Below are 20,397 nucleotides of genomic sequence, written 5' to 3' on the forward strand. Positions count from 1 at the left end.
GACGAGGGGAGCAGGCTCTTCTAACAGCCCGCCCAGCCACTTATGGCCCCTTCGTCTAGCGGTTAGGACGCGGCCCTTTCACGGCTGAAACACGGGTTCGATTCCCGTAGGGGTCACCATTCATACTGTCTCCGCACGCGTGTCTCGCGTGCGGCAGACAGCACCTCTAGAAAATCGCGTGAATACGGCGTTTCTCCGCCTTAGGGTCTCTGCATTTTTTCGCCGGAGACTTGCGCGGCCAGCCGATCCGTCGATTATCAGACCTTTTTCTCTCAGACGAAAAAACTGTGTCTCGAGATAGATAGACGAGTCAGCCGAGAAAGATTTGTTCTTGCTCAATCCAGCTGAGCGGAATGCCATTCAGGTTCTGAATGTCGCGAGCTTTCAATGCCGTCGCAGCGCGCCCCTCAATGATCGCAGATACTATTTCTGGCGACAGGTAGCTCAGCCGAACGAGTCTCTTGAAACGTTCGGTCGACCGTCCGAACTTTTTGGCAAGCTTGTCGATCGGGGTCATTGGCTTCGTTAGTGCCAGTTCGCGAGCCTGGTAGGCATCCTGCATAAGCTTGACGAGTTGCGGGTCCGCGGCCGCCCCTACTGACTGCTCCGGCTCGCTAACAATCAATTGGGCATCGTTGCCGTGCCGCAGTTTCTTGACCGTCCGTTCGAGCCTCGAGCCGTCATTGAGCGTGAGCATAAGTTTGCCATCACCGATGAGGACCTTCAGGACATGGTGTAGAAAGAGCTTGCGACGTTCTTCGGCTGTGCCTTTTAGCAACAATTCTGCCGGGGTCTGGACGGCTTCGGCGTCATCGATGCTTCCGACTTTACTGTTCCAGTGTTCAGCGAGGAGCTTGCCGCATAGCGCTTCCAGTTTGTCCGCTGGCATGCGGAGTGGTGCAGGGTCGCCTGTGGCGACGCCTTTCGGATGCGTGACGTAATAGCGATGGCGTTGGCCATTTCGCACCGTGTGTACCGGACCCATTGGCCGATCGAGATGATCTTTGATCAGGCCCTGAAGCATGCTGTTCGACCGCAGCTTGGGACCGCACATGGCCTCCGAACAACGCGTCGCGAGGATCGCCTGAACCTTCTCGAACAATGGTCGCTCTACGATTGCGTCGTGGAGCCCTTCATAGACTTTGCCCTTGTGCTTGACCTGCCCGGCGTAAAGTCGGTTGGATAAGAGGCAGCGCAACGCCCCATAAGTGAACGCAGTCCCGCCACTGGGCTTGCCTTTGCGCATTCGCTGCTTCGTCTTGAGCCCTTTCTCACGTGCCCAATCGAGCAACGCGGGGACAGACTGCAGTTCGGCAAACTTTGCCATGAGCAACTGGACGCTGCCCGCTTCCTCCTCGTTGATGACGAGCTTTCGATCCTCGACATCGAACCCGAGCGGTACCACTCCTCCCATCCACATGCCCTTCGCCTTGGACGCGGCAATCTTGTCTCGCACTCGCTCCGCTCCGACCTCTCGCTCGAACTGGGCAAAAGACAGCAGAACGTGGAGCATCAGCCTGCCCATGCTGGTCTTGGTGTTGAACGACTGGGTAACACTTACAAACGATACGCCCGAATTCTCGAAACGCTCGACGATCCGCGCAAAATCGGCAAGGCTGCGGGTCAGGCGGTCAATCTTGTAGATGACCACGATATCGACCTTGCCGACCTCGACGTCGGCAAGCAGCGCCTTGAGACCAGGGCGCTCCATGCTGCCGCCCGAAAAGCCACCGTCGTCATAGCTCGCTCGCACCGAGCTCCATCCCTCGTGACGCTGGCTGTCAATGTACGACCGACACGCGTCTCGCTGCGCATCGAGGCTGTTGAATTCCTGGTCGAGGCCTTCGTCGCTCGACTTGCGGGTGTAGATGGCACAGCGAAGCTTTTTCATCTCCGAAGCCCGAAGAAGCGCGGACCCGACCAACGAGTGCCGGTAATATGGGTCGCGATCTCGCTCAGCGAGCCAAAGCGCTCACCGTCGTAAACCAGTCCCCGCTCGGTGACATCGACCACGTAGTTCACACCACGCCAGCGGCGCACGAGCCGATTGCCGGGACGTAACTCAGAGCCTCTTTTCGAACTGCCATGAATCCTCGACGCGAGCTGCGTCTTGATCGATTGAGGCAGCCCTCCAACCGATTGCTCCTGCAACCGGTAGGCGAGCCCCCGAGCCAGCAAGTCAGGCGTGAACGCCACCGGCGGCGGCGTCTTGTAGAGGCTCCGCCACCGATCCTTGAGTTCGCTGCGGCTCAACTGCCCGAATTCGGTCAGGTGGGCGTCGATCTGGCTCATTCAGGTGCGACCGCACGGTAAGTACGAAGACCATCGACCTTGTCACTATCGATCGCATAGCCCTGCTTGCGCAGACCCGTCATCGCGGCACGCACCGTGTGCGGCAGCCATGACGTAGCTTTGGTCATCTGAACAATTGTAGCGCCCTCCTCGCGCACCAGCAGGGCAGCGAGCTTGTCACGCTTGGTCACCTTTTTTGGCTCGGGCGCCGGTGAATTCTTGGTTCCAGTTTTCTTCTTGCTCAATTGGGAGGCCTCCTGTCCGGAGCGCAGAATTGCGCTTCCACCAACCCAAGCCCGACCCATTCAAGGATCAGGCGGCGACGCCAGGACAAGGTCCATTGTCGACTTCTCCAGCAATGCTCGCGTTTTGACCGAAGTCGAATGGTTTCCGACCATTTACGAAGGTGTGCCTGGCGGCCAAAGTCGGTCATTTGAAAGAGCGCGATGTTAATTGGTAACGATAGAGTCCAAGAAATTCAGGAGAAATCTCAGGGATTTCGTAGGTGCAGCAAAATTGGGGATTGCAGCCTCAAAAACTGCCCCCGGTATCGCGCGGCGGAATAGTATCTAAGTTGGTAGAGCATTCGACCCTTACTCAAACCTTCCAGAATTCGAACCATTGCTGCTCCGCCATTCCCCTCGAATGAAATGTCTGCTTGGACTGGAAACAATGAGATGTTTCGGGCAAGCTGGTTCTTGGTCGATGAAACACTCGGCACAGGGGGTGATGTTAATCGTAAATGCCACAGGTTAATCCGGACATATTGCGCTGGGCGCGTGAGACGGCAGGATTAGGTGCCGCCGAAGCTGCGCACAAAATTGGCCTCAACGCCGCGTACGGACTTGATCCCGTAGACCGGCTGCACCAGCTAGAGACTGGCGAAAAGCAACCTAGCGAAGCCCAACTAGCGAAGATGGCGTCACAATATCGCCGTCCGTTACTTACCTTTTATCTGCCCGAGCCGCCGCGTAAGGATGAGGTGGGTGAAGACTTTAGGACGCTTCCCGAAAAATCTGAGCCGGGGAACACAAATCTCCAAGTTCTTCTTCGTCAGGTAAGAGCAAGGCAGCGCCTCGCTCGTGAGCTACTTGAAGACGAGGAAGATTCCGAGCAGTTCGCGCACCTCGGGGCGGCCTCTTCAAAGGACAGCGTTCGAGGGCTGGCAACTAAGATTGTCAAAGCCATCAATTTCGACTTGGAACAGTTCCGCGGCCAGCGGACAATTGAAGACGCTTTCGCCTACCTTCGAACGAGGACCGAAGACGCAGGTGTTTACGTCCTTTTGGCCGGAGACCTAGGTAGCTGGCAAACAGCAATTAGCGTAGACGTCTTTCGTGGATTTGCGCTCACCGACGACCTTGCCCCATTCGTCGTCATTAATGACCAAGACGCCAAGTCCGCATGGGCGTTCACTCTGCTGCATGAGTTATGCCATCTTTGGCTAGGACAAAGCGCCATTAGTGGGTCGAGCAATGAAATTGCGATTGAGAAATTTTGCAACGATGTAGCTTCCGAGATACTCATCCCAGCAGACGAATTAACAGCGTTTGTCTCGAAAACCCCCTCTGAAGTCTTAACAAGTGAGCTAATCACTTCCTTCGCCGCTGCTAGAAACATCAGCCGCTCGATGGTTGCCTATCGATTGCACTTAGAAGACGGTATTTCTTACGCCGAGTGGATTGAGCTCAAAGATCAATTCCACGCCGAATGGCTCGCGATGAAAAGCCGATTGAAGGCGGATTCGAGACGCAGGGACGGAGGGCCAAACTGGTATATCGTGAGGCGTCACCGCATTGGAGATGGCTTACTACAAATTGTCCGCCGAGCCATGTCGGAAGGATCGCTCACGCCATCGCGCGCTGCGCGCGTCCTCGGCGTAAAGCCTATGAACGTCTATCCTCTCGTCTTCGGCGATCCTGGCGCGAAGGTGGCTTAATGATCTACCTTGTCGACGCGAGCGCGCTGATCACCGCGCATAACACTTATCTCGCAATACCTCGTGTCCCAGAATATTGGGATTGGCTTATCCACCACGGACAAGCGGGAAACATCAAAATACCCAAGCTGATCTATAAAGAGGTCACTGATGGACATGACGACCTTGCGGATTGGATGAAAGAAGACGCCACTAAAGCAGCTCTTCAATTGAAAGAAGAGCCGGACCCTGCGCATGTGCAAGCCGCACTGGCCTGTTACGGAAAAGGTCTCTCCGAGGCAGACTTGGTCATAATCGGCAAAGACCCTTTTCTAGTTGCAGCAGCGATGAGTGATCCTGTGGGTCGTTGTGTCGTTACGTCGGAAGTCTCAAAACCAACCAGAACTGGTGCTAGGCGCCACGTTCCCAACGTGTGCAGCGATTGTAGCATCGTATGCAAGACACCAATCCAGCTTCTCAATGAGTTGAATTTCTCTACCAAGTGGGATGGTTAAACCCTGCTATTTCAGGGTGCAGCTACATCAACGCAAGAGCGGCGATCTTGTCGACTGGGGGTAACGACAGGCCACGGACTGGAAATGTGCTATCCGGTCCGAGTTTAAGCTGGCAGAAGCGGTCATTGACATCGAACGTTGGCTTCATTCCAATGCGACCGAGATCGGGTAGGGGAGCGTCTTCTGGGCCCGAGTAGGGGACTGGAATGAGCAAGCGTAGCTGGCGGGTGGGTCATGAATATCGCGACCGGGCCGGGTTTCCGGATGACGAATTTCTTAGCTGGCTCAGAACCGACAAGGGGTCGATCGGCAACGCCGGGGGGATCAGATTCAAGGACCGGTTTGGAGATACAGCTACCGATGCGGAAACAGGTCGCCAGATCCCCGCGTACATGATCCTGACCACGCGTGACCTTCCCGGACAGTATCACAATCCGTGGGATGATCTTGTCGACGACATCAGCGGAAACATCCACTACTGGGGAGACGCGAAGTTCTCGAAGCGCGAGCGCTACTACGACAGCTTTGCGGGCAATGCGCGATTGGAAGCGATAAACAACCTTCGACTCGCAGGCAGGCTGAAGGACATGCCACCCATCCTTCATTTTTCCCGGAAGCGGCCGGGCTATCTCCGTTTCAATGGACTGTGCGCGCTTTCGGACCTGCGGCACGCCTGGTTCGAGGACAAGGGCAAGCCGGTCAAAAACCTGCGCGCACTGCTTTCCATCCTCGATGAGGAAGAGGTTTGCACCGTATGGTTGAACGCGAGGGTCACAGAGGCTTCGGTGACGAAAGTCGATAGTGCGCACGCACCGACAGCATGGAAAAAGGCGATCCGTGGACAGATTAAACGGCGTCACGTCTGGGCCGCCAAAATCAGGTCGAAGTCCCAGCAGCTGCCGCCTGAAGGAAGCGAGGATGCAGCGATCTTGGCCGAGGTGCGGGCGTTATTGCCAGACGCTTTCGAGGCTTTTGTGGTCGCACTCGTCGACCGAATCCCCAACATCGTCCCCGGGCTCGATCACATGGTGACGCGCACGAGGAGAGCTGGAGACCACGGGCTCGACTTCTTTGGACGTTTTCGACTGCCGCATCCAATTGGTTACGAAATCGATTTCCTTGGTGAAGCCAAACGCCACGCCTCTGCCATCACGCCGGACCAAGTGTCTCGGCTGGTGGCGCGGCTCGGCCGGGGTCAGTACGGGCTTTATTTCACAACGTCGTGGTTTAGTGAGCAGACCCAGCGCGAGATCGAGTCGGACCGGTATCCGGTAAGGCTGTTTTCGGGAAGCGACATTGTGGACTTTCTGCGTGAAGGCGGCTGCCTGTCGAACGCCAGAATCCGCAAGGACTGGCTGGACGCAGCTCTCAGCGGAGCGGCAATGCCGCTGGCGGACGGACTCAAGCCCCTCACCATCTGGTAGATGTGGGACCTAACCGGCCGGCGGCGCAAACATGGCAAATCACTCGCCGCTCGCTGCCGGACAGCTTTTGGATCGTTGAGGGTCATCGGCACTAGCGCGTGGAATGTCGATTTTCCCAGCTCGCCAGCTTGGATGCGGACGATCTGCCACCTGCCCAATTGGAGCATTGCAGTTCGTCTGTTAAGCCGACACCTCAAAACTGGATCGAGGTTAGTCAATGCGAGTTATGTTGCTCGGTGCGGGGGCGTCAAAAAGCTACGATCAAAGCCCTACCGGACAACGCATGCCAATCGCGCGTGACTTTTTCGATACATTCAATCAGCTCGAGCTTTCAACAAACCCTTGGGTGCTGATCGGGTCGATCATCGCCTACTTAGAAGATGACTTGGGCATGGGGCGCGGAAGCGCATTCGACTACCTTCGCTCGGGCATCGACATCGAGGACCTTCATTCGCAGATCGAGGTAGCGCGTGATAAGCAACTCAAGAGCGAAGGCTTGGTCGCCGCGATGACGCCATACAAAGCATTCAACGAACTGCTGTTCCTTTTCGCAGCGGTAATCAATGACATCCAGAATGGTCCCCCGTCGCAGGCTCATATGAATCTAATCGACGATTTAGGCCCCGATGATGTGCTCATCACATTCAATTGGGACACACTCCTTGACCGGGCTCTCGCAGAACGGACGGGATGGCGACCGGATTGGGGATATGGTGTTACGCCGAAGGCTATATTCGCCGATGGATGGCGCCCACCAGCATCGACAGGGGAGGACGGCAACCCAGGAAGTCTGCTATTGAAATTGCACGGCTCGACAAATTGGCTGACCGCCTATTCGGTTACCGATGGGAACGGAACGATTGTGTCCGGCCAAGATCTCGAACCTGACGCCTTTGGTGTGTTCGAGCGGGCGACCGAGCCCTATGCCTGTTTCAAAGGGCGTTACATGCCGGGCTATGAACCGTGGGCATATGGCTACTATCCGCCCAATCTAGATTTCCCCGGTCGTGCGCCGCCTGAAGGGTATGCCATAGTTAGAACGACGCTCAACTTTCCTTGGACGAAGCCTGGCAACGCCCCGGATGCGGGGCTCACATCAATGCCTCTCATTATTCCGCCGGTGAAGAACAAGAGCTACGAATTCTTCGGTGATCTATTCAGTACTCTCTGGTTAAAAGCAGAGGATGCGCTCGCGGCGGCGGACGAAATAGTGATTATCGGATACTCTTTTCCCAGAACCGACGTCCAGAGCGATAAGCTTTTTCGCCGCGCCTTCTCACGCCGCTTTGCCATCCCAAAGATCACGATTATCGATCCCAACCCTTCCCCGGTCGCAGACAGGATGATTAGTGACCTCGGCATTCCGGGCTCGCATCTCAGAATAGTTCCAGACTATTTCACGGCGGACTTCGATCTTAAGGCTTTCTAGCTTAGCGCAGCCCGCCCGAGCTACAGACGTGCGGCGGGATGAAACGTGGCCGCTGTTTCGTGGCAATTTCGTCGAACTACGCTCCGCTTTCGGCCCAAAACCTACCTTCTGCGTACCGTCAGATTGTGTCGCACTCCCCGCGCAAAATTTAAGCTGAACGGGTGGGACTGGCTGGAGAACGACGGCACGGATGAATCTTATTGCGCAAGTGTTCCCTAATGATTTTGTGCCTCCGAAAACTCAGGTGGTTAGTTTCGAAAAACTTTCTGAAGACTTCGCGACGGTGGAATCTGATCGCCTCTAATGAAGGCGTTGCTACAGAGCTCTTCGGAAGGTGCATTTGGCTTCCATCAAGTTCACGGTACGGAATGGCCGTGAGGCTGGGAGCAACCTCAAACCTGTAATCTTCCCGCAGCGTGATCAGGCCTGCGTCGAACAGTGAATGGACATCGCGGCGGAGCGGGATGCCATTCTGTATGTGGTTACTGGCGAAATTAACGAAAGGCTGAATATGAGCGGCATTTAGGACCTGCTCAAACCTTGTGCCTGTCGCCGCACAAATGCCTCCATAAGCCTCCAGCACATCGCGCCTGAACAGGCTCTGTGACAAACGCTTTTTTCGCTTTGTCACTTCCCAAGACCCGGCATCCGGATCGACTAATCGAAACGGACGATCTGCTCTGGGGATGGCCTCTTCAAACTTGAGGCGCAAATCTCCCTCGAAGCCTTTCCATTTGACGATTTGCGAGGGGAAGCTGACTCCGATCTCCTCTGGAGTCTGAAAGTCTTCGGGCGGCAAAAACACGCAAGCATCAAGAAGAAGACAACCGATGGTCGGGTCATCTCCATCAATTGGTGCGCTCGATCGCCTCGCGGCGAAGCCCGCTATTCGGGAGTGAAAATCCGCCGACGTACGTACACCGTTTGCCAGTCCCCAACGACGCCAGGCTTCGGTAACAGTCACTTCTTCGTAAGAGACTACCGATCCGAAGCCGCCAATCTGCCGGATAGGCGATTTCAACATGAAGCCCCAGCGTGTCTGGATGGGTAGACGAATTTTCCAAGGTGTCGGTGTCCAGAAGTTGACCAGGCCCTCGGGGGGATCCTCCAGCATCTGGGCATGCCATCGCGGATCCGTCACAGCCAAAGCAAACATAAGAGATCCTGTCATACTTCGTGTTTCGGCGCATGTTCTTGGCCGACATATCGACCGGAATGAACAGCTATTTCCGCAGCGTCGCAATTCTTCTGTCCGGCATTTGGCGGATTGCCATCTGCGGCAGCAGTTGCTTAACCTCGATCAAGCAGAGTGAAATCTGCCACGCAGCTTAATAGTAAAGGTTGTCGCGCCACATCGCAGGCGCGTCGCTATACGCGTACTGGGGGCAAAATGTCTGAGTTTGAATGCGCGCCGCCGCCGGCCGACGCATTATCTGAGTCGCTGCGAGGCTTTGGTTATTCCATCGAGACTGCGATCGCCGACATCATCGACAACAGCATCACGGCGCACGCTGATAATGTCTGGCTCAAGGTATCGCTTTCCGGAGGCGACCAATTCGTCCGGATTCTTGATGACGGCGATGGCATGGGTGAGGATGAGCTTCGGGCGGCCATGCGCTTGGGGTCTCAGAATCCCCTGATCGAACGCCGTGAAGACGATCTTGGACGATTTGGTCTTGGATTGAAGACCGCCTCTTTCTCGCAGGCGAGGAGCCTGACAGTAGCCTCTCGCAAGGACGGCGCTACGCACGTGAGGCGGTGGGACCTTGATTATCTTGCGGATGCTAAGGGCGAGTGGCGTCTCCTGACTACTGCCGATGACAGCGCCGCCCAGCACATTGCCGAGCTGGACGAGCTGGACCACGGCACCATGGTTCTGTGGCAAAAGCTCGACCGCGTGCGCCCGCGTGGTTCGGAAAGCGCCGGTGCGCGACCGACCGCAATCATCATGGAGCAGATTGAACGCCATCTGGGCATGGTCTTCCAGCGCTATCTTGCGGCGCCGAGCCCCAGACTGAAAATACATGTGAATGAGGCGAGGGTACGAGCTTGGGACCCGTTTCTCGAGAAGCATTCCGCCACACGCATATCGCCCACGCAGAAGATCGGATCGGGGCCTGAAGAGATCGGGGTCAAGGGCTTCATCCTGCCGAACAAGGACATGATGACCGCGGACGAATTCGACGATGCCGGAGGGGTCGAAGGCTGGGTATCACAGCAGGGTTTCTATATTTACCGAAACGACAGGCTGCTCGTTGCCGGGGGTTGGCTCGGTCTGGGTCTCGGCCGGCCTTGGGTGAAGGACGAAACGCACAAACTTGCTCGCATCCGGCTCGACCTGCCCAATTCAGTTGACGAAGCATGGCAGATCGACGTGAAGAAGTCGGACGCCAGTCCTCCGGCCGCCATCCGCAATCAGCTGCGCGACCTTGCGCTGAAAGTTCGTACCGACGCACGGTCAATTTTCGTACACCGCGGCAACTATGGGAAAAGACCTCCTGCGCCTGATCTTAAGCGCCCTTGGAAGTCGGTAAAGATTGGGGGCCATGCTGCCTATCGAGTGGACCGTTCCCACCCGGTTGCGGAGTATATTCTTGCATCGCTCGACGATGATGATCGATCAATCGAGAGCTTCTTCAAGATGCTCGAGCAGACGGTGCCCGTGGAAAAAATCTGGATCGACACGGTAGAACAAGGAGAGCTGCCCGCCTCGCCGATGTCCGGAGAAACGCGCGAGAACATTCGCTCGCTCGCGAGAGATCTGCTGGGAACGCTCGCCCGAGGCGGAAACGATGAGGCTTCAGCGCGAGAGAAGCTGAAGCGACTTTCGCCATTCGATCAATTCCCCGACATCATCGACGAAATCTAAGAAGGAGTTTCCTGTGGCGCCCAATCCGGAAACAGCGCTGCGGTCCGCAGTAACGAACATTCTGGACCAGGTCAGGCAGAGCGAGCCCGTCACACGTGATCGGATTGCTTCCACTCTCGACGGGCTCATCAGCACCGGGCTCTACCCTCTCCCCGACGACTTCGATCGCGACAAGCTGCTTGGCTCGATCGAAGAGCGGATCAGCATCTGGATTGGCGAGTCGAAGGAACTGGTCAACAACGAGGGGCACATACCCTGGCTGACGGGGCGCAAGCCTGAGATCGAATGGAACTATTGGGAGCGATACCGTTCGCATATCCGTCCTAAGATCGGTCAGGATCCAGCAGACAAACTCGACGAAATCACTGATCGAATCCTGTCCCACCTCGAAGACCCGCAGCGACAAGGTCCATGGGATCGACGGGGCCTGGTTGTCGGCCACGTCCAGTCCGGCAAGACGTCCAACTACATTGGTTTGATCTCGAAGGCGGCTGATGCGGGCTACAAGATCATCATCGTTCTGGCGGGGCTGCACAAGAACCTGCGGTCGCAGACGCAGATCCGCGTCGAGGAAGGTTTTCTCGGCTACGACAATTCCCGGCGGGCCGACGAAGGCTATCGAGCGGTCGGTGTCGGACTGGAGGACCCTCGGCCATCGCTACGACCGGACTCCGTGACAACTCGAGCAGACGACGGCGACTTCAATACCAACCGTGCTCGCAATTTTGCGATCAATCCCGGAGGTCGCCCTCTGGTCTTCGTGATCAAGAAGCAGAAGAGCGTCCTCCAGAACCTCATTGACTGGGTGCGCTGGGCGCAGAACGACAGTGAAGGCAAGGTAGCGGGAATACCTCTGCTGCTCATCGACGATGAAGCAGATCATGCCTCGGTCAACACGAAGGACGGCGCTTTCGACGAGAATGGAGAGCCCGATCCGGAGCACGATCCCTCCACAATCAATGGTCTCATCCGCAAGCTTCTGAACTCCTTTCAGCAGAAAGCGTATGTCGGATATACCGCCACCCCCTTCGCGAATATCTTCATTCACGAACAGGCCGAAACCGAGGAAGCCGGACCGGATCTCTTCCCGAGCAGCTTCATCATCAGCCTCCCCGCACCTTCGAACTACTTCGGACCTTCACACGTCTTTTCGGTCGACGATGATGCAGACGGATCAGATGAGCACAGATATGTCCGCGAAGTATGGGATCACGCGGATTCACTCGCGCCTGATGAGGATTCAGGGTGGATCCCTCCCAAACACCGGAATGGCTGGGTCCCGCGCTATCATGGTGAGCTGCGCCTGCCCCCATCCGTGAGACGAGCGGTTCATTCCTTTGTGCTGGCCACAGCCATACGAAGGGTGAGAGGGCAGACGTCGGAGCATAACTCCATGCTGGTACATGTCTCCCGATTTACCAGCGTGCAGAACATGGTGAAGGAGCAGATCGCGGATGAGGTCCGATCGCTCAAACGCGAATTGCGCTATGGAGAGATCGAGGGCGAGCAATCCTCCTATGCTGAACTCCGCGACCTGTTCGCTTCGGATTTCGAGTTGCAGCTCGACGACGACAATAATCCGAACGGCGAGCCTCTGACGTGGGATGTCCTCGAACCGGAGGTGCGCACGGCAGTCGACCTTCTGCGAGTGAAGGAAATCAACGGTACTGCCGGCGACATCCTCGATTACGAGCAGGAGAGAGCCGAGGGCCTCACTGTCATTGCCGTGGGCGGAGACAAGTTGAGCCGCGGGCTCACGTTGGAAGGTCTTACGACAAGCTACTTCCTTCGAGCCTCGCGAATGTATGACACGCTGATGCAGATGGGCCGGTGGTTCGGCTATCGAAAGGGATACGAAGACGTCTGCAGATTGTACATGACCGCAGACCTGCGGGAGTGGTTCGAAAACATTACCGTTGCGGCAGACGAGCTTCGCGAGGAGTTCGATCACATGGCGGCTGTAGGAGGCACTCCCAGAAACTACGGTCTCCGCGTGCGTTCGCACCCGGCGCTGATGGTGACCTCTCGGGTCAAGATGCGCTCCGGGACACCCATGAAACTGAGCTTTGCCGGGACGATGTCGGAGACGGTTGTCTTCAGCAGCAGGCCCGAGGTCATCGAAGCCAATCTGCAGGCTGCCGAACGACTTGTCGAAGCGCTGGGAGACGCCGAGACCGATCCGGTCAGGGAACGACCGGAGGGGCGCACACAGACATGGCGCAACGGTCATTACTGGAGCGGTGTCGATGCGCGACATATCAAGGCGTTCCTTGCCAGCTATGCCACTCACCCGGATTCAGTGAAGGCCAACAGCCACTATCTCCGGCAGTTCATCGAGAAACAGAACGAGAAGGGGGATCTCGTCAGCTGGAATGTCGCACTCTTGTCAGGGAAAGGAGGCGAGAAGACCATTGGCGGATGTCGCATCAACATGGTGGAGCGCAATCCACTCGTACGAAACTTGAAAATACCCGCCCAGATCAAGGCCGAAAAGTACGTCATTGGCAGGGTCGTTTCCCCCCGTGACGAGGCAATAGATCTGGGCAAGGACGAATATACGACGGCAGTTGAAAGAACGCAGGAGGCATGGCGAAAGGACCCGGGTACGGGACGCAAGAGTCTGACCCTCCCTGACGAGCCCAGCGGACCGGCAATACGAGATGTCAGACCCCAGTCGACGGGTCTCCTCATTCTCTATCCGCTGTCGCCCGACAACGCCGTGATCGAGAAGAAGGAAAACCCAGTGATGGCGATGGCGCTGAGCTTCCCCACCTCTGAAAACGCGATCGAAATCGATTACGTCGTCAACAACGTCTTCGCGATGTCCGACGAGGATCTATGACCCCGGAAGAACTGGAAGAAATCTGGATAGCCCTCGAACATGAGGGCAGAACAGAAGCGGGCTGGCACGTTCGCAAGCTTCGACTCAATTCGACGCATCAGCTCATGGCCGGTAGGCGAGCCCCTTCCGGAACGGTGGGGGTGCTGTACGAAGTAGCTTCGTCAGCAGTGCCAGGAGGGACGGCGTGGCCGGACGGAAAGGGCTTCAACACATCCATTGAGACGATCTCGCCCGGACGCGGTGGCAAAATTCGCATCGCGCTGGAACTGACAAATCCGCAATATCGCGATCTGTTTGGTGCCCTCTGTCTCGACATCGTCAGTGTGATTACGGAGGCGAGCGACGTCTCTACAGGCGTTAGCGCTTTCGTCAGGCGCCTTCAGGCGTGGCAACGCTTCATGCAGCTTCATTCGTCGGGTGGGCTGTCACAGGAACAACTGCGAGGGATTTTCTCTGAGATATCATTTCTCGAGACCACGCTCCTTCCTGCCCTGGGACCGGGAGCTGCCGTGGAATGCTGGCAAGGCAGAGGTGGCCTGCAAGACTTTCTAAGGGAAAATGTCGCCTGTGAGGTCAAGAGCAGCACATCCGCCCATGATCCGACGGTGATGATCTCGCGCCTGGACCAACTGGATGAGCGACCTTTCGACCACCTGTTCCTCGCTTTCGTCCCACTCCGAAACGACCAGCGCAATGGGATCAGCCTGCCTGACCTCGTAAACCGAGTACGGGAGAAACTGGCCAGTGATGTCACCGCGCGATCTCGGCTAGACGAGCAGCTGACCGCGTCAGGCTACCACGATGCTCAGGCGACCCGATATGAGACGCCAAAGTTCATTTGCGGCGATACCAAACTATATCGTGTCGCGGACGATTTCCCGCGGCTTAGCGAAGCAATCGTTGCGCCAGGAATCACATCAGCAAAGTACGGGCTGAGGTTGTCGGCCTGCGAGGAATACGAAATCAGCAACGACGAGTTTTTGGGCCTTTTTACGGGGTGCGGTGAAAATGGAAATGCGTGAGATTCAGCAGTTTCGGGGCAGGCTGCTAGCGGACATAAACCAGGAACAGTCCGAGGCTGGGATACCTGAGTTTTCGGAGAATGTTTTTACGGAACTGGCAACGGAGTGGCTCTCCGAGACGGGCCTGACAGAGAATCCGGAAGTCTGTCATTTCGAGCGCAGCATTGGAAACCGCATTGCGAGGGTGAACGGTTTCGCCGTCAGTGACGACGAAGCGACGCTCGACCTTTTCACGACTTGCTTCAACGGTCAGGGGGACACGGCCAGTTTTGCTCCCGAGGACTTCAGGAAGGCTGCGAGACAAGCGCTTGCCTTTTTCAGGTCCGTCTCCGCAGAGATGGTCGCATCGCTCGAACCGTCCAGCGCCGAATACGGAATGGCTCGCCGAATTGCGGATCTTGCAGCTGGCCTTCATCGAGTTCGCATTTTTGTTCTTTCCGATGGCGTTTGCTCGCTGAAAGCCATCGATGAAGAGGAAACGGATCGACCCAAAGTTCTGTATGAACTGATCGATATCGAGAGGATGCACCGATTGGTGCAGTCCGGTCTGCCGCGGGACGAAATTTTCGTGGATTTTCGGGAATTCGATGGCGACGGCCTGCGCTGTCTGCATGCGCCGGAGATCAGCGAAGATTATGATGCATATCTCGCTCTCGTCCCCGGCGAAATTCTTTTCCATTTATACGACCGGTATGGACCACGGCTTCTCGAAAAGAATGTGCGGTCGTTTCTTTCCGCGCGCGGGAAGGTCAATCGAGGCATTCGTGACACCTTGAGGAAGGAGCCCGATCGATTCCTTGCTTACAATAACGGGATCGTCGCCACCGTTGACGAAATCGAAATCGTACACAATCGGGAGGCAGGATCACGACATGTCGTGTCCGTGCGCGGTCTGCAGATCGTTAACGGGGGGCAAACAACCGCCTCGCTTCACCGTGCGCGCCGTGACGACAAGGTCGATCTGTCTTCCGTTTACGTCCCAGCGAAGATTTCACTCATCGACCCCGGCAAGATTGACGAGGTTGTCCCCAAAATCTCGCTCTATGCAAACTCGCAAAACAACATTCAGATGGCAGACTTCTCAGCCAACGACCCATACCACGTGGAACTATCCAAACTATCTTCCAATGTTTGGTGTCCCGGGGAGCAGGGTCGATGGTTCTACGAACGGACGCGGGGCGAATACGAAGTTGAAAAGTCGAGAACTGCGCGTACCCCGGCACAGGTTCGAAAGTTCAACGAGAGAACGCCTCGAAGCCGGAAATTCGACAAGGTCGAGCTGGCCAAATTCATTCTGTCGTGGGAGCAGCGGCCCGACAAAGTCAGCCTCGGCGGACAGAAGTGCTTTTCCTGGTTCATGCAGGATCTGAAGGACACGCACTCGAAAAACTGGTTGCCCGACGAGGAATATTTCAAGCGGACCATCGCCAAGGCGCTCTTGTACAAGGAGGCGATGAGCGTCGTGCGCAAGGAGAAGTTCCCTGCGTATCGAGCTCAGGTCGTCACCTACGTCGTTGCCTATCTGTCTCATCGAACAGGGCGCCAGGTAGACCTCGACATGATCTGGCAAAAACAGAAACTTTCGGAAGACCTGGTCGAGCTTCTTCGCGATCTCGCTTACGTGGTCCGTGACACAATCGTGGAAAGTGCGGGTGATCGGAACGTCACCGAATGGTGCAAGAAAGCGGAATGCTGGACAGCGGTGAGAGCGTGTGGCTTCAAGCTTCCCGACCAGCTCCCTGGCGAAGTTCGGGGGACCCAAGCGGGTGGAGGAGGAAAGACGCCATCCAGCAATCTTTCTCCTGCCGACCTGAATGCGATGGAACGCTGCCAAGCCGTTTCCGCTCAAGACTGGATCGAGATCAGTCGGTGGGGCAATTCTACCGGGAAGCTCAAGGACTGGCAGTCTGGGATTGCTGCAACCCTTGGCGGATATGCAGCGCGCGACTGGACAAAGCCTCCATCAGTCAAACAGGCGCATCGGGGCGTGGAAATCATTCGTCTTGCCGAGGACGAAGGTGGCCCCCTTTCGGGGGAATGAACGAGTTCAGGCGCTAAGCGGCTCGGTTTTCGGGTTTCGCTCACCTGCCCCTACGGCACGCTGAGCGTTTTCGTTTCGGCGCAATACGGCATGGACGACTGCCGCAATCTGCCGCGCCAGATACGGTGGTACTGCGTTGCCTACCTGAACATATTGCTGCGTCCGATTGCCCAGGAAAAGATAGTCGTCCGGGAAGGTCTGAATCCTGGCCGCTTCCCTGACTGTCAGGCTACGGCACTGGGTTGGGTCGGGATGAATGAAGTAGTGGCCGTCCTTGGATATGTGACTTGTGATTGTTGTGGCGGCCTCGCCCGCCAGCTGGACTCGAAACCGATCTGCAAATTTGCCTGACGACCAACTTCGGTGGTCGGGTGCGAGCATGTCCGGGAAATCCGACGCCTTGGGACTGCGTCCCACCTGCTCACCGAATACCGACACGAAGAGATAGCGAGCCAGATCGCTATCCATGTGTCCTCGGGTCTCGTGGTGCGCCAATGCTTCGAGTTCGCTGCATTCGAGCCAGTTTCGAAGAGGGTCGTTCGATACGCCGTAGTCTGCGGGCAAGGACTTGGAGCTACGCTGTAATTGGTCGACGCCGTCTTTGGCGATCGCCGAAAATCTTTCGTGCAGTCGTTCGCTTTCACTGCCGAAGTCGTGCTCTGCGAGCGATAGAGCAGCCCCTCTGATGATATGGGCCCACGCGGCAGGTCCGTCATCGCGCTGCGGGCTGATCCCGCTGCGCAGCTTCGGCATGTCGGCAACCACGCTTTCGACAGTCGACGTCGTGGTCACCGTACGCTCGATCTCGACCCCCTCCGCACGGGCCGCAAGGTCCGAACGAATGCCAACGATGATCACTCGGTGGCGACGCTGGGGCACACCGAAATCCTCGGCCCGGACGATAAAGTCGGACGCCTGCGAGACGGTGCGTAATGCGATACCTTTTCCGTCCGAAACGAGGGCACGTAGTTCGTATGCGTGTTCGTCCCCTCCCCCAAGTGATGAAAGGTCGTCCATCAACATCTCGAAGACGCGCTCGCTTTTTACGATCGAGGACAGCATGCCCTTCACATTTTCCATCACGAATACCGCCGGCCGGAGCCGGTCGAGTACCCGGATATATTCCCGGAAGAGGAAGTGCCGATCGTCGTTCTCCGGTCGATAGCCTTTCGTCCCCCGGGATCTTGCCCGCCCGACGAGCGAGTAGGCCTGACAGGGCGGTCCACCGATCAGAATGGTGTCGTCATAGTTGCCGCGGATCAGTTCAATGGTATTTTCGATCGCGTCAGTCGCAGGCTCCGTTCCCAGTTCCAGCCTTCGCGCTTCGCGCTCGGCCAGCTTCCAAGCTGCCCCGTCAATCTGCGACCAGTCGGGCTCGCTAGATCGCCCTGCGTGGAATTCGACATATTCCCTTGGAAGATGGCCGTTGCGCTTCCGGTAGTCGCGAAGAAAGGCACGAAGTCTGAGCGTTTCATGCGCTGACTTTTCCTTCTCCACGCTCAACTCGATCGAGAAAGGGTACCGCCCGCATTCTTCAAGCGATGCGAACCCCTCACCCAGCCCGCCTGGCCCTGCGAAAAGATCGATTATGCCGTATGTCGCAGCCAAGATTGCCGTCCCGCGTTGGTCTTTGGGATTTCACCCATACCAGGTCACGCGAGCTAATCCAGGAGCAAATGGCCGACATTGTCGACAAGGAAAAGCGCTCGCTCATGATGGCGGGCATCGGTGGCAAGGATACGAAGCCCGAGATCAAGCTCCGCAAGGGACTTTGGGCGCTGGGCTTCCGCTATCGCAAGAATGTGAAGACCCTTCCGGGTACTCCTGATCTCGTGCTGAGGAAGTACAACGCGGCGATATTCGTTCACGGCTGTTTCTGGCACCGCCATGCTGGTTGTCGCCTCACTACTACGCCGGCCACGCGAACGGATTTCTGGCGAGAGAAATTCGATCAAAATGTGGAAAGAGACAATCGGGTACGGGCGAGGCTGCATGCTGATGGCTGGCGAAATGGCGTCGTCTGGGAATGCGCTCTCAAGAAAGCTTCGGATGCCGAAACAACAATTGCCAAGGTTGCCACGTGGCTGAACAGCGAGGACCAATCTTTCGAAATCGGCCTCTAATCATGCTCATCGCTTCGCTCAATAGCGCCGGGAATGCTTCCGCAGGTTGTTGAGAGATCTCTCCCTGCTCCGCTTGTCTTCCGGACTTAGTTCGCGCTTAAGAGCCTCTTGTTCGACCAAATCGATAAATGAAAGGCGGTCCTTGTTTTCTTCGTAATGCTCGCGAACTGCCTGATCATACTTTTCGGAGAGGCAGATGCCCCGCGAGGGCCTTCTGGGCGATCCGCAAGTTCACCGCCTCAATGATGCTCACGGCGATATCGCCGTCGGTAGTCCGGATCCGCGTTTCTCTTTCGCAAACGTCGATGATGTCTCGTCGCAGCTGCAAAGGCATCAGCGCGCGCACCTTTTTAGATGGCCTTCCTCCCGGGTTTCCCGACTTGCCTTTTGGGAATCGATGCTCCTTCGGCGGCTTGCAATAACCGACCTCGTAATCCGACTTCTTGGTCATGCCGCGTCTCCCCAGCCGGAGTGGCCAGCGGCGAAACGGCGTTCGGCAACCTGCTCATGGCTGTCATCCGTGCCGCCAAGAACCGCGTTCTTTCCTGTCAGAGTCTGCCAGCGTCTGATGATGACATCGCAATAGACAGGGTCGATCTCGACCAGGCGAGCCACCCTGCCCGTCTTCTCCGCGGCCACGAGCGTTGTGCCCGAGCCACCGAACGTATCGAGCACGAGCTGACCACGATGACTGACATCCCGGATCGCGTCGGCCACCAACGCGACCGGCTTGACTGTCGGATGCGAAGCCAGCTCGTCCATTCGTCCCGCCCTGAAGGTGTTCACACCGGCGTAGGACCAGACGTTCGTGCGGTAGCGCCCCTTGTCGCCCAGACCGAAGTTATTGGTGTGGGGCGCCTTGCCGACCTTCCATGCGAGAACCATTTCGTGCTGCGAGCGATAGAAGGTCCCCATCCCTCCGTTCGTCTTTGACCAGACACAGATGTTCTTGAGCTCGGTGAAAGCCGCATGCCCGGCACCAAGCGCTTCGCGGAGATGCCGCCAGTCCATGCAGGTGAAGATGATCGCACCATCCGAGCAGGCGGAAGCAAGGTTCTCGAAGCTGACGCGCAGGAATTCCTCGAATTGTGATGAGGTCATCTCGCCACTGGCTTCGGCAAACTCGCGATGCTTCTGCTTGCCCATCCCGCAAACATGGCCGGTAATCGGAACGTTGTAGGGTGGATCAGTGAAGACCATCGCCGCCCGATCTCCGCCCATCAGCCGGCCGATGACTTCGGGATCCTTGGCATCCCCGCACACGAGCATGTGACGGCCGAGCTTCCATGTATCGCCGAGGCGGGAAACGACATCCTTGTCTGCCGGAAGCTCGGGACAGTCGTCGCTTGCATCCACGGTTTCGGTCGAGGCCGCGTCCGCTTCGCAAAGAATTGCGTCGATCTCGGGTAGATCGAATCCCGTCAGGTCCATTTCGAAATCGAGCTCCTGAAGCTCTCCGAGCTCGAGCGCGAGGATTTCCATGTCCCAGCCAGCCTTCAGCGCGAGTTTGTTGTCGGCAAGCATGTAGGCCCGGCGGTCAGCCTCGGACATGCCGTGGAGATAGAGGCAAGGGACATCGCCAATGCACAGAAGGCGGGCTGCCTCCACCCGACCATGGCCGGCAACGATCACGTCGTCATCGCCGAGCAGGACCGGATTGGTGAACCCGAACCTCTCTATCGATCTGGCGATCTGGGAAATTTGCGACTTCGAATGTGTCCGCGCATTGCGCCTTGCAGGTTTGATAGTCGAAACCGACCGCATCTGCACTTCGAGATTACTCTGTAACATCCAAACAAAACCTTTCCGCCTCCTCGCTGGAGGTCGTCACTAGTTTTGCCCGGTTGAGGTCTGTATTTCACCAATAAACAAAAGAGTCAATAAAAAAATCTCGGATCTTGAGAAAGCTAAAGTAGTAGTTG

The 20,397-nt window shown here is 56.8% G+C and carries 16 protein-coding genes and 1 tRNA gene; 10 read left to right on the forward strand and 7 right to left on the reverse strand.

The genetic code is table 11. The features are described 5' to 3' along the window. Nucleotides 1-44 precede the first annotated feature (44 nt). Nucleotides 45-119, forward strand: a tRNA-Glu gene (locus KTQ36_RS10740). Between the two features lie 191 nt (nt 120-310). Here KTQ36_RS10740 and KTQ36_RS10745 read toward each other — a convergent pair. From KTQ36_RS10745 to KTQ36_RS10755, 3 genes are read right to left on the reverse strand one after another with little or no spacing between them, the layout of a single operon-like run. Beyond that, on the reverse strand, nt 311-1,891 hold the full coding sequence (locus KTQ36_RS10745; RefSeq protein WP_218633648.1) for a recombinase family protein: 1,581 nt from the start codon (nt 1,889-1,891) through the stop codon (nt 311-313). After that, nucleotides 1,888-2,292, reverse strand: coding sequence for a DUF2924 domain-containing protein (locus KTQ36_RS10750; RefSeq protein ID WP_218633649.1), 405 nt, complete (start codon nt 2,290-2,292; stop codon nt 1,888-1,890). Before KTQ36_RS10750 ends, KTQ36_RS10745 begins: the two co-directional genes overlap by 4 nt. Next, nucleotides 2,289-2,537, reverse strand: coding sequence for a DUF3489 domain-containing protein (locus KTQ36_RS10755; RefSeq protein ID WP_255554568.1), 249 nt, complete (start codon nt 2,535-2,537; stop codon nt 2,289-2,291). Before KTQ36_RS10755 ends, KTQ36_RS10750 begins: the two co-directional genes overlap by 4 nt. A 521-nt stretch (nt 2,538-3,058) precedes the next feature. Between KTQ36_RS10755 and KTQ36_RS10760 the strand changes: the two genes are divergently transcribed. From KTQ36_RS10760 to KTQ36_RS10775, 4 genes are all read left to right on the forward strand, one after another. After that, nucleotides 3,059-4,231 carry an XRE family transcriptional regulator gene (locus KTQ36_RS10760; RefSeq protein ID WP_218633651.1) on the forward strand — a complete coding sequence of 391 codons (1,173 nt, stop codon included), beginning with the start codon at nt 3,059-3,061 and terminating at the stop codon, nt 4,229-4,231. Next, on the forward strand, nt 4,231-4,725 hold the full coding sequence (locus tag KTQ36_RS10765) for a DUF4411 family protein (protein ID WP_218633652.1): 495 nt from the start codon (nt 4,231-4,233) through the stop codon (nt 4,723-4,725). Before KTQ36_RS10760 ends, KTQ36_RS10765 begins: the two co-directional genes overlap by 1 nt. A 206-nt stretch (nt 4,726-4,931) precedes the next feature. Next, nucleotides 4,932-6,149 (forward strand): restriction endonuclease, encoded by a 1,218-nt coding sequence (locus tag KTQ36_RS10770; RefSeq protein ID WP_218633653.1) that lies wholly within the window; start codon nt 4,932-4,934, stop codon nt 6,147-6,149. A gap of 226 nt (nt 6,150-6,375) precedes the next feature. After that, complete coding sequence (locus tag KTQ36_RS10775; RefSeq protein WP_218633654.1) at nt 6,376-7,578, forward strand: hypothetical protein; 1,203 nt, start codon at nt 6,376-6,378, stop codon at nt 7,576-7,578. A gap of 148 nt (nt 7,579-7,726) precedes the next feature. Here the strand turns inward: KTQ36_RS10775 and KTQ36_RS10780 are convergent, their stop codons facing one another. Then, a complete protein-coding gene (locus KTQ36_RS10780; protein WP_218633655.1) occupies nt 7,727-8,692 on the reverse strand; it encodes an HNH endonuclease in 966 nt (321 codons plus the stop codon). A gap of 276 nt (nt 8,693-8,968) precedes the next feature. Between KTQ36_RS10780 and KTQ36_RS10785 the strand changes: the two genes are divergently transcribed. The 4 genes from KTQ36_RS10785 to KTQ36_RS10800 are packed head-to-tail and all read left to right on the forward strand — an operon-like array spanning nt 8,969 to nt 16,352. Then, nucleotides 8,969-10,447, forward strand: a complete 1,479-nt coding sequence (locus KTQ36_RS10785) for an ATP-binding protein (RefSeq protein WP_218633656.1) — start codon at nt 8,969-8,971, stop codon at nt 10,445-10,447. A 13-nt stretch (nt 10,448-10,460) separates the two neighbouring features. Next, nucleotides 10,461-13,289, forward strand: a complete 2,829-nt coding sequence (locus tag KTQ36_RS10790) for a Z1 domain-containing protein (RefSeq protein WP_218633657.1) — start codon at nt 10,461-10,463, stop codon at nt 13,287-13,289. Further along, nucleotides 13,286-14,311 (forward strand): PD-(D/E)XK motif protein, encoded by a 1,026-nt coding sequence (locus KTQ36_RS10795; RefSeq protein WP_218633658.1) that lies wholly within the window; start codon nt 13,286-13,288, stop codon nt 14,309-14,311. Before KTQ36_RS10790 ends, KTQ36_RS10795 begins: the two co-directional genes overlap by 4 nt. Beyond that, nucleotides 14,304-16,352 (forward strand): AIPR family protein, encoded by a 2,049-nt coding sequence (locus KTQ36_RS10800; protein WP_218633659.1) that lies wholly within the window; start codon nt 14,304-14,306, stop codon nt 16,350-16,352. The genes KTQ36_RS10795 and KTQ36_RS10800 overlap by 8 nt, the downstream gene beginning before the upstream one ends. Nucleotides 16,353-16,358: 6 nt before the next feature. Here the strand turns inward: KTQ36_RS10800 and KTQ36_RS10805 are convergent, their stop codons facing one another. After that, nucleotides 16,359-17,849 carry a DNA cytosine methyltransferase gene (locus KTQ36_RS10805; RefSeq protein ID WP_345777709.1) on the reverse strand — a complete coding sequence of 497 codons (1,491 nt, stop codon included), beginning with the start codon at nt 17,847-17,849 and terminating at the stop codon, nt 16,359-16,361. A gap of 179 nt (nt 17,850-18,028) precedes the next feature. Between KTQ36_RS10805 and KTQ36_RS10810 the strand changes: the two genes are divergently transcribed. After that, complete coding sequence (locus KTQ36_RS10810; RefSeq protein ID WP_218633661.1) at nt 18,029-18,475, forward strand: very short patch repair endonuclease; 447 nt, start codon at nt 18,029-18,031, stop codon at nt 18,473-18,475. A gap of 175 nt (nt 18,476-18,650) precedes the next feature. Here the strand turns inward: KTQ36_RS10810 and KTQ36_RS10815 are convergent, their stop codons facing one another. Both KTQ36_RS10815 and KTQ36_RS10820 read right to left on the reverse strand, forming a co-directional pair. Continuing rightward, nucleotides 18,651-18,926, reverse strand: coding sequence for a DUF5681 domain-containing protein (locus KTQ36_RS10815; RefSeq protein WP_218633662.1), 276 nt, complete (start codon nt 18,924-18,926; stop codon nt 18,651-18,653). Beyond that, nucleotides 18,923-20,266, reverse strand: coding sequence for a site-specific DNA-methyltransferase (locus KTQ36_RS10820; RefSeq protein WP_218633663.1), 1,344 nt, complete (start codon nt 20,264-20,266; stop codon nt 18,923-18,925). Before KTQ36_RS10820 ends, KTQ36_RS10815 begins: the two co-directional genes overlap by 4 nt. Between the last annotated feature and the right edge of the window lie 131 nt (nt 20,267-20,397).

This window comes from Sphingomicrobium clamense, from assembly GCF_019264355.1.
Lineage (GTDB): Bacteria > Pseudomonadota > Alphaproteobacteria > Sphingomonadales > Sphingomonadaceae > Sphingomicrobium > Sphingomicrobium clamense.

Excerpts from the sequence above, each read along its gene's own strand:
- KTQ36_RS10745 (WP_218633648.1), bottom strand. The coding sequence starts at position 1,891 with ATGAAAAAGCTTCGCTGTGCCATCTACACCCGCAAGTCGAGCGACGAA.
- KTQ36_RS10750 (WP_218633649.1), bottom strand. The coding sequence starts at position 2,292 with ATGAGCCAGATCGACGCCCACCTGACCGAATTCGGGCAGTTGAGCCGC.
- KTQ36_RS10765 (WP_218633652.1), top strand. The coding sequence starts at position 4,231 with ATGATCTACCTTGTCGACGCGAGCGCGCTGATCACCGCGCATAACACT.
- KTQ36_RS10770 (WP_218633653.1), top strand. The coding sequence starts at position 4,932 with ATGAGCAAGCGTAGCTGGCGGGTGGGTCATGAATATCGCGACCGGGCC.
- KTQ36_RS10775 (WP_218633654.1), top strand. The coding sequence starts at position 6,376 with ATGTTGCTCGGTGCGGGGGCGTCAAAAAGCTACGATCAAAGCCCTACC.
- KTQ36_RS10780 (WP_218633655.1), bottom strand. The coding sequence starts at position 8,692 with ATGCTGGAGGATCCCCCCGAGGGCCTGGTCAACTTCTGGACACCGACA.
- KTQ36_RS10785 (WP_218633656.1), top strand. The coding sequence starts at position 8,969 with ATGTCTGAGTTTGAATGCGCGCCGCCGCCGGCCGACGCATTATCTGAG.
- KTQ36_RS10795 (WP_218633658.1), top strand. The coding sequence starts at position 13,286 with ATGACCCCGGAAGAACTGGAAGAAATCTGGATAGCCCTCGAACATGAG.
- KTQ36_RS10800 (WP_218633659.1), top strand. The coding sequence starts at position 14,304 with ATGCGTGAGATTCAGCAGTTTCGGGGCAGGCTGCTAGCGGACATAAAC.
- KTQ36_RS10810 (WP_218633661.1), top strand. The coding sequence starts at position 18,029 with ATGGCCGACATTGTCGACAAGGAAAAGCGCTCGCTCATGATGGCGGGC.
- KTQ36_RS10815 (WP_218633662.1), bottom strand. The coding sequence starts at position 18,926 with ATGACCAAGAAGTCGGATTACGAGGTCGGTTATTGCAAGCCGCCGAAG.
- KTQ36_RS10820 (WP_218633663.1), bottom strand. The coding sequence starts at position 20,266 with ATGTTACAGAGTAATCTCGAAGTGCAGATGCGGTCGGTTTCGACTATC.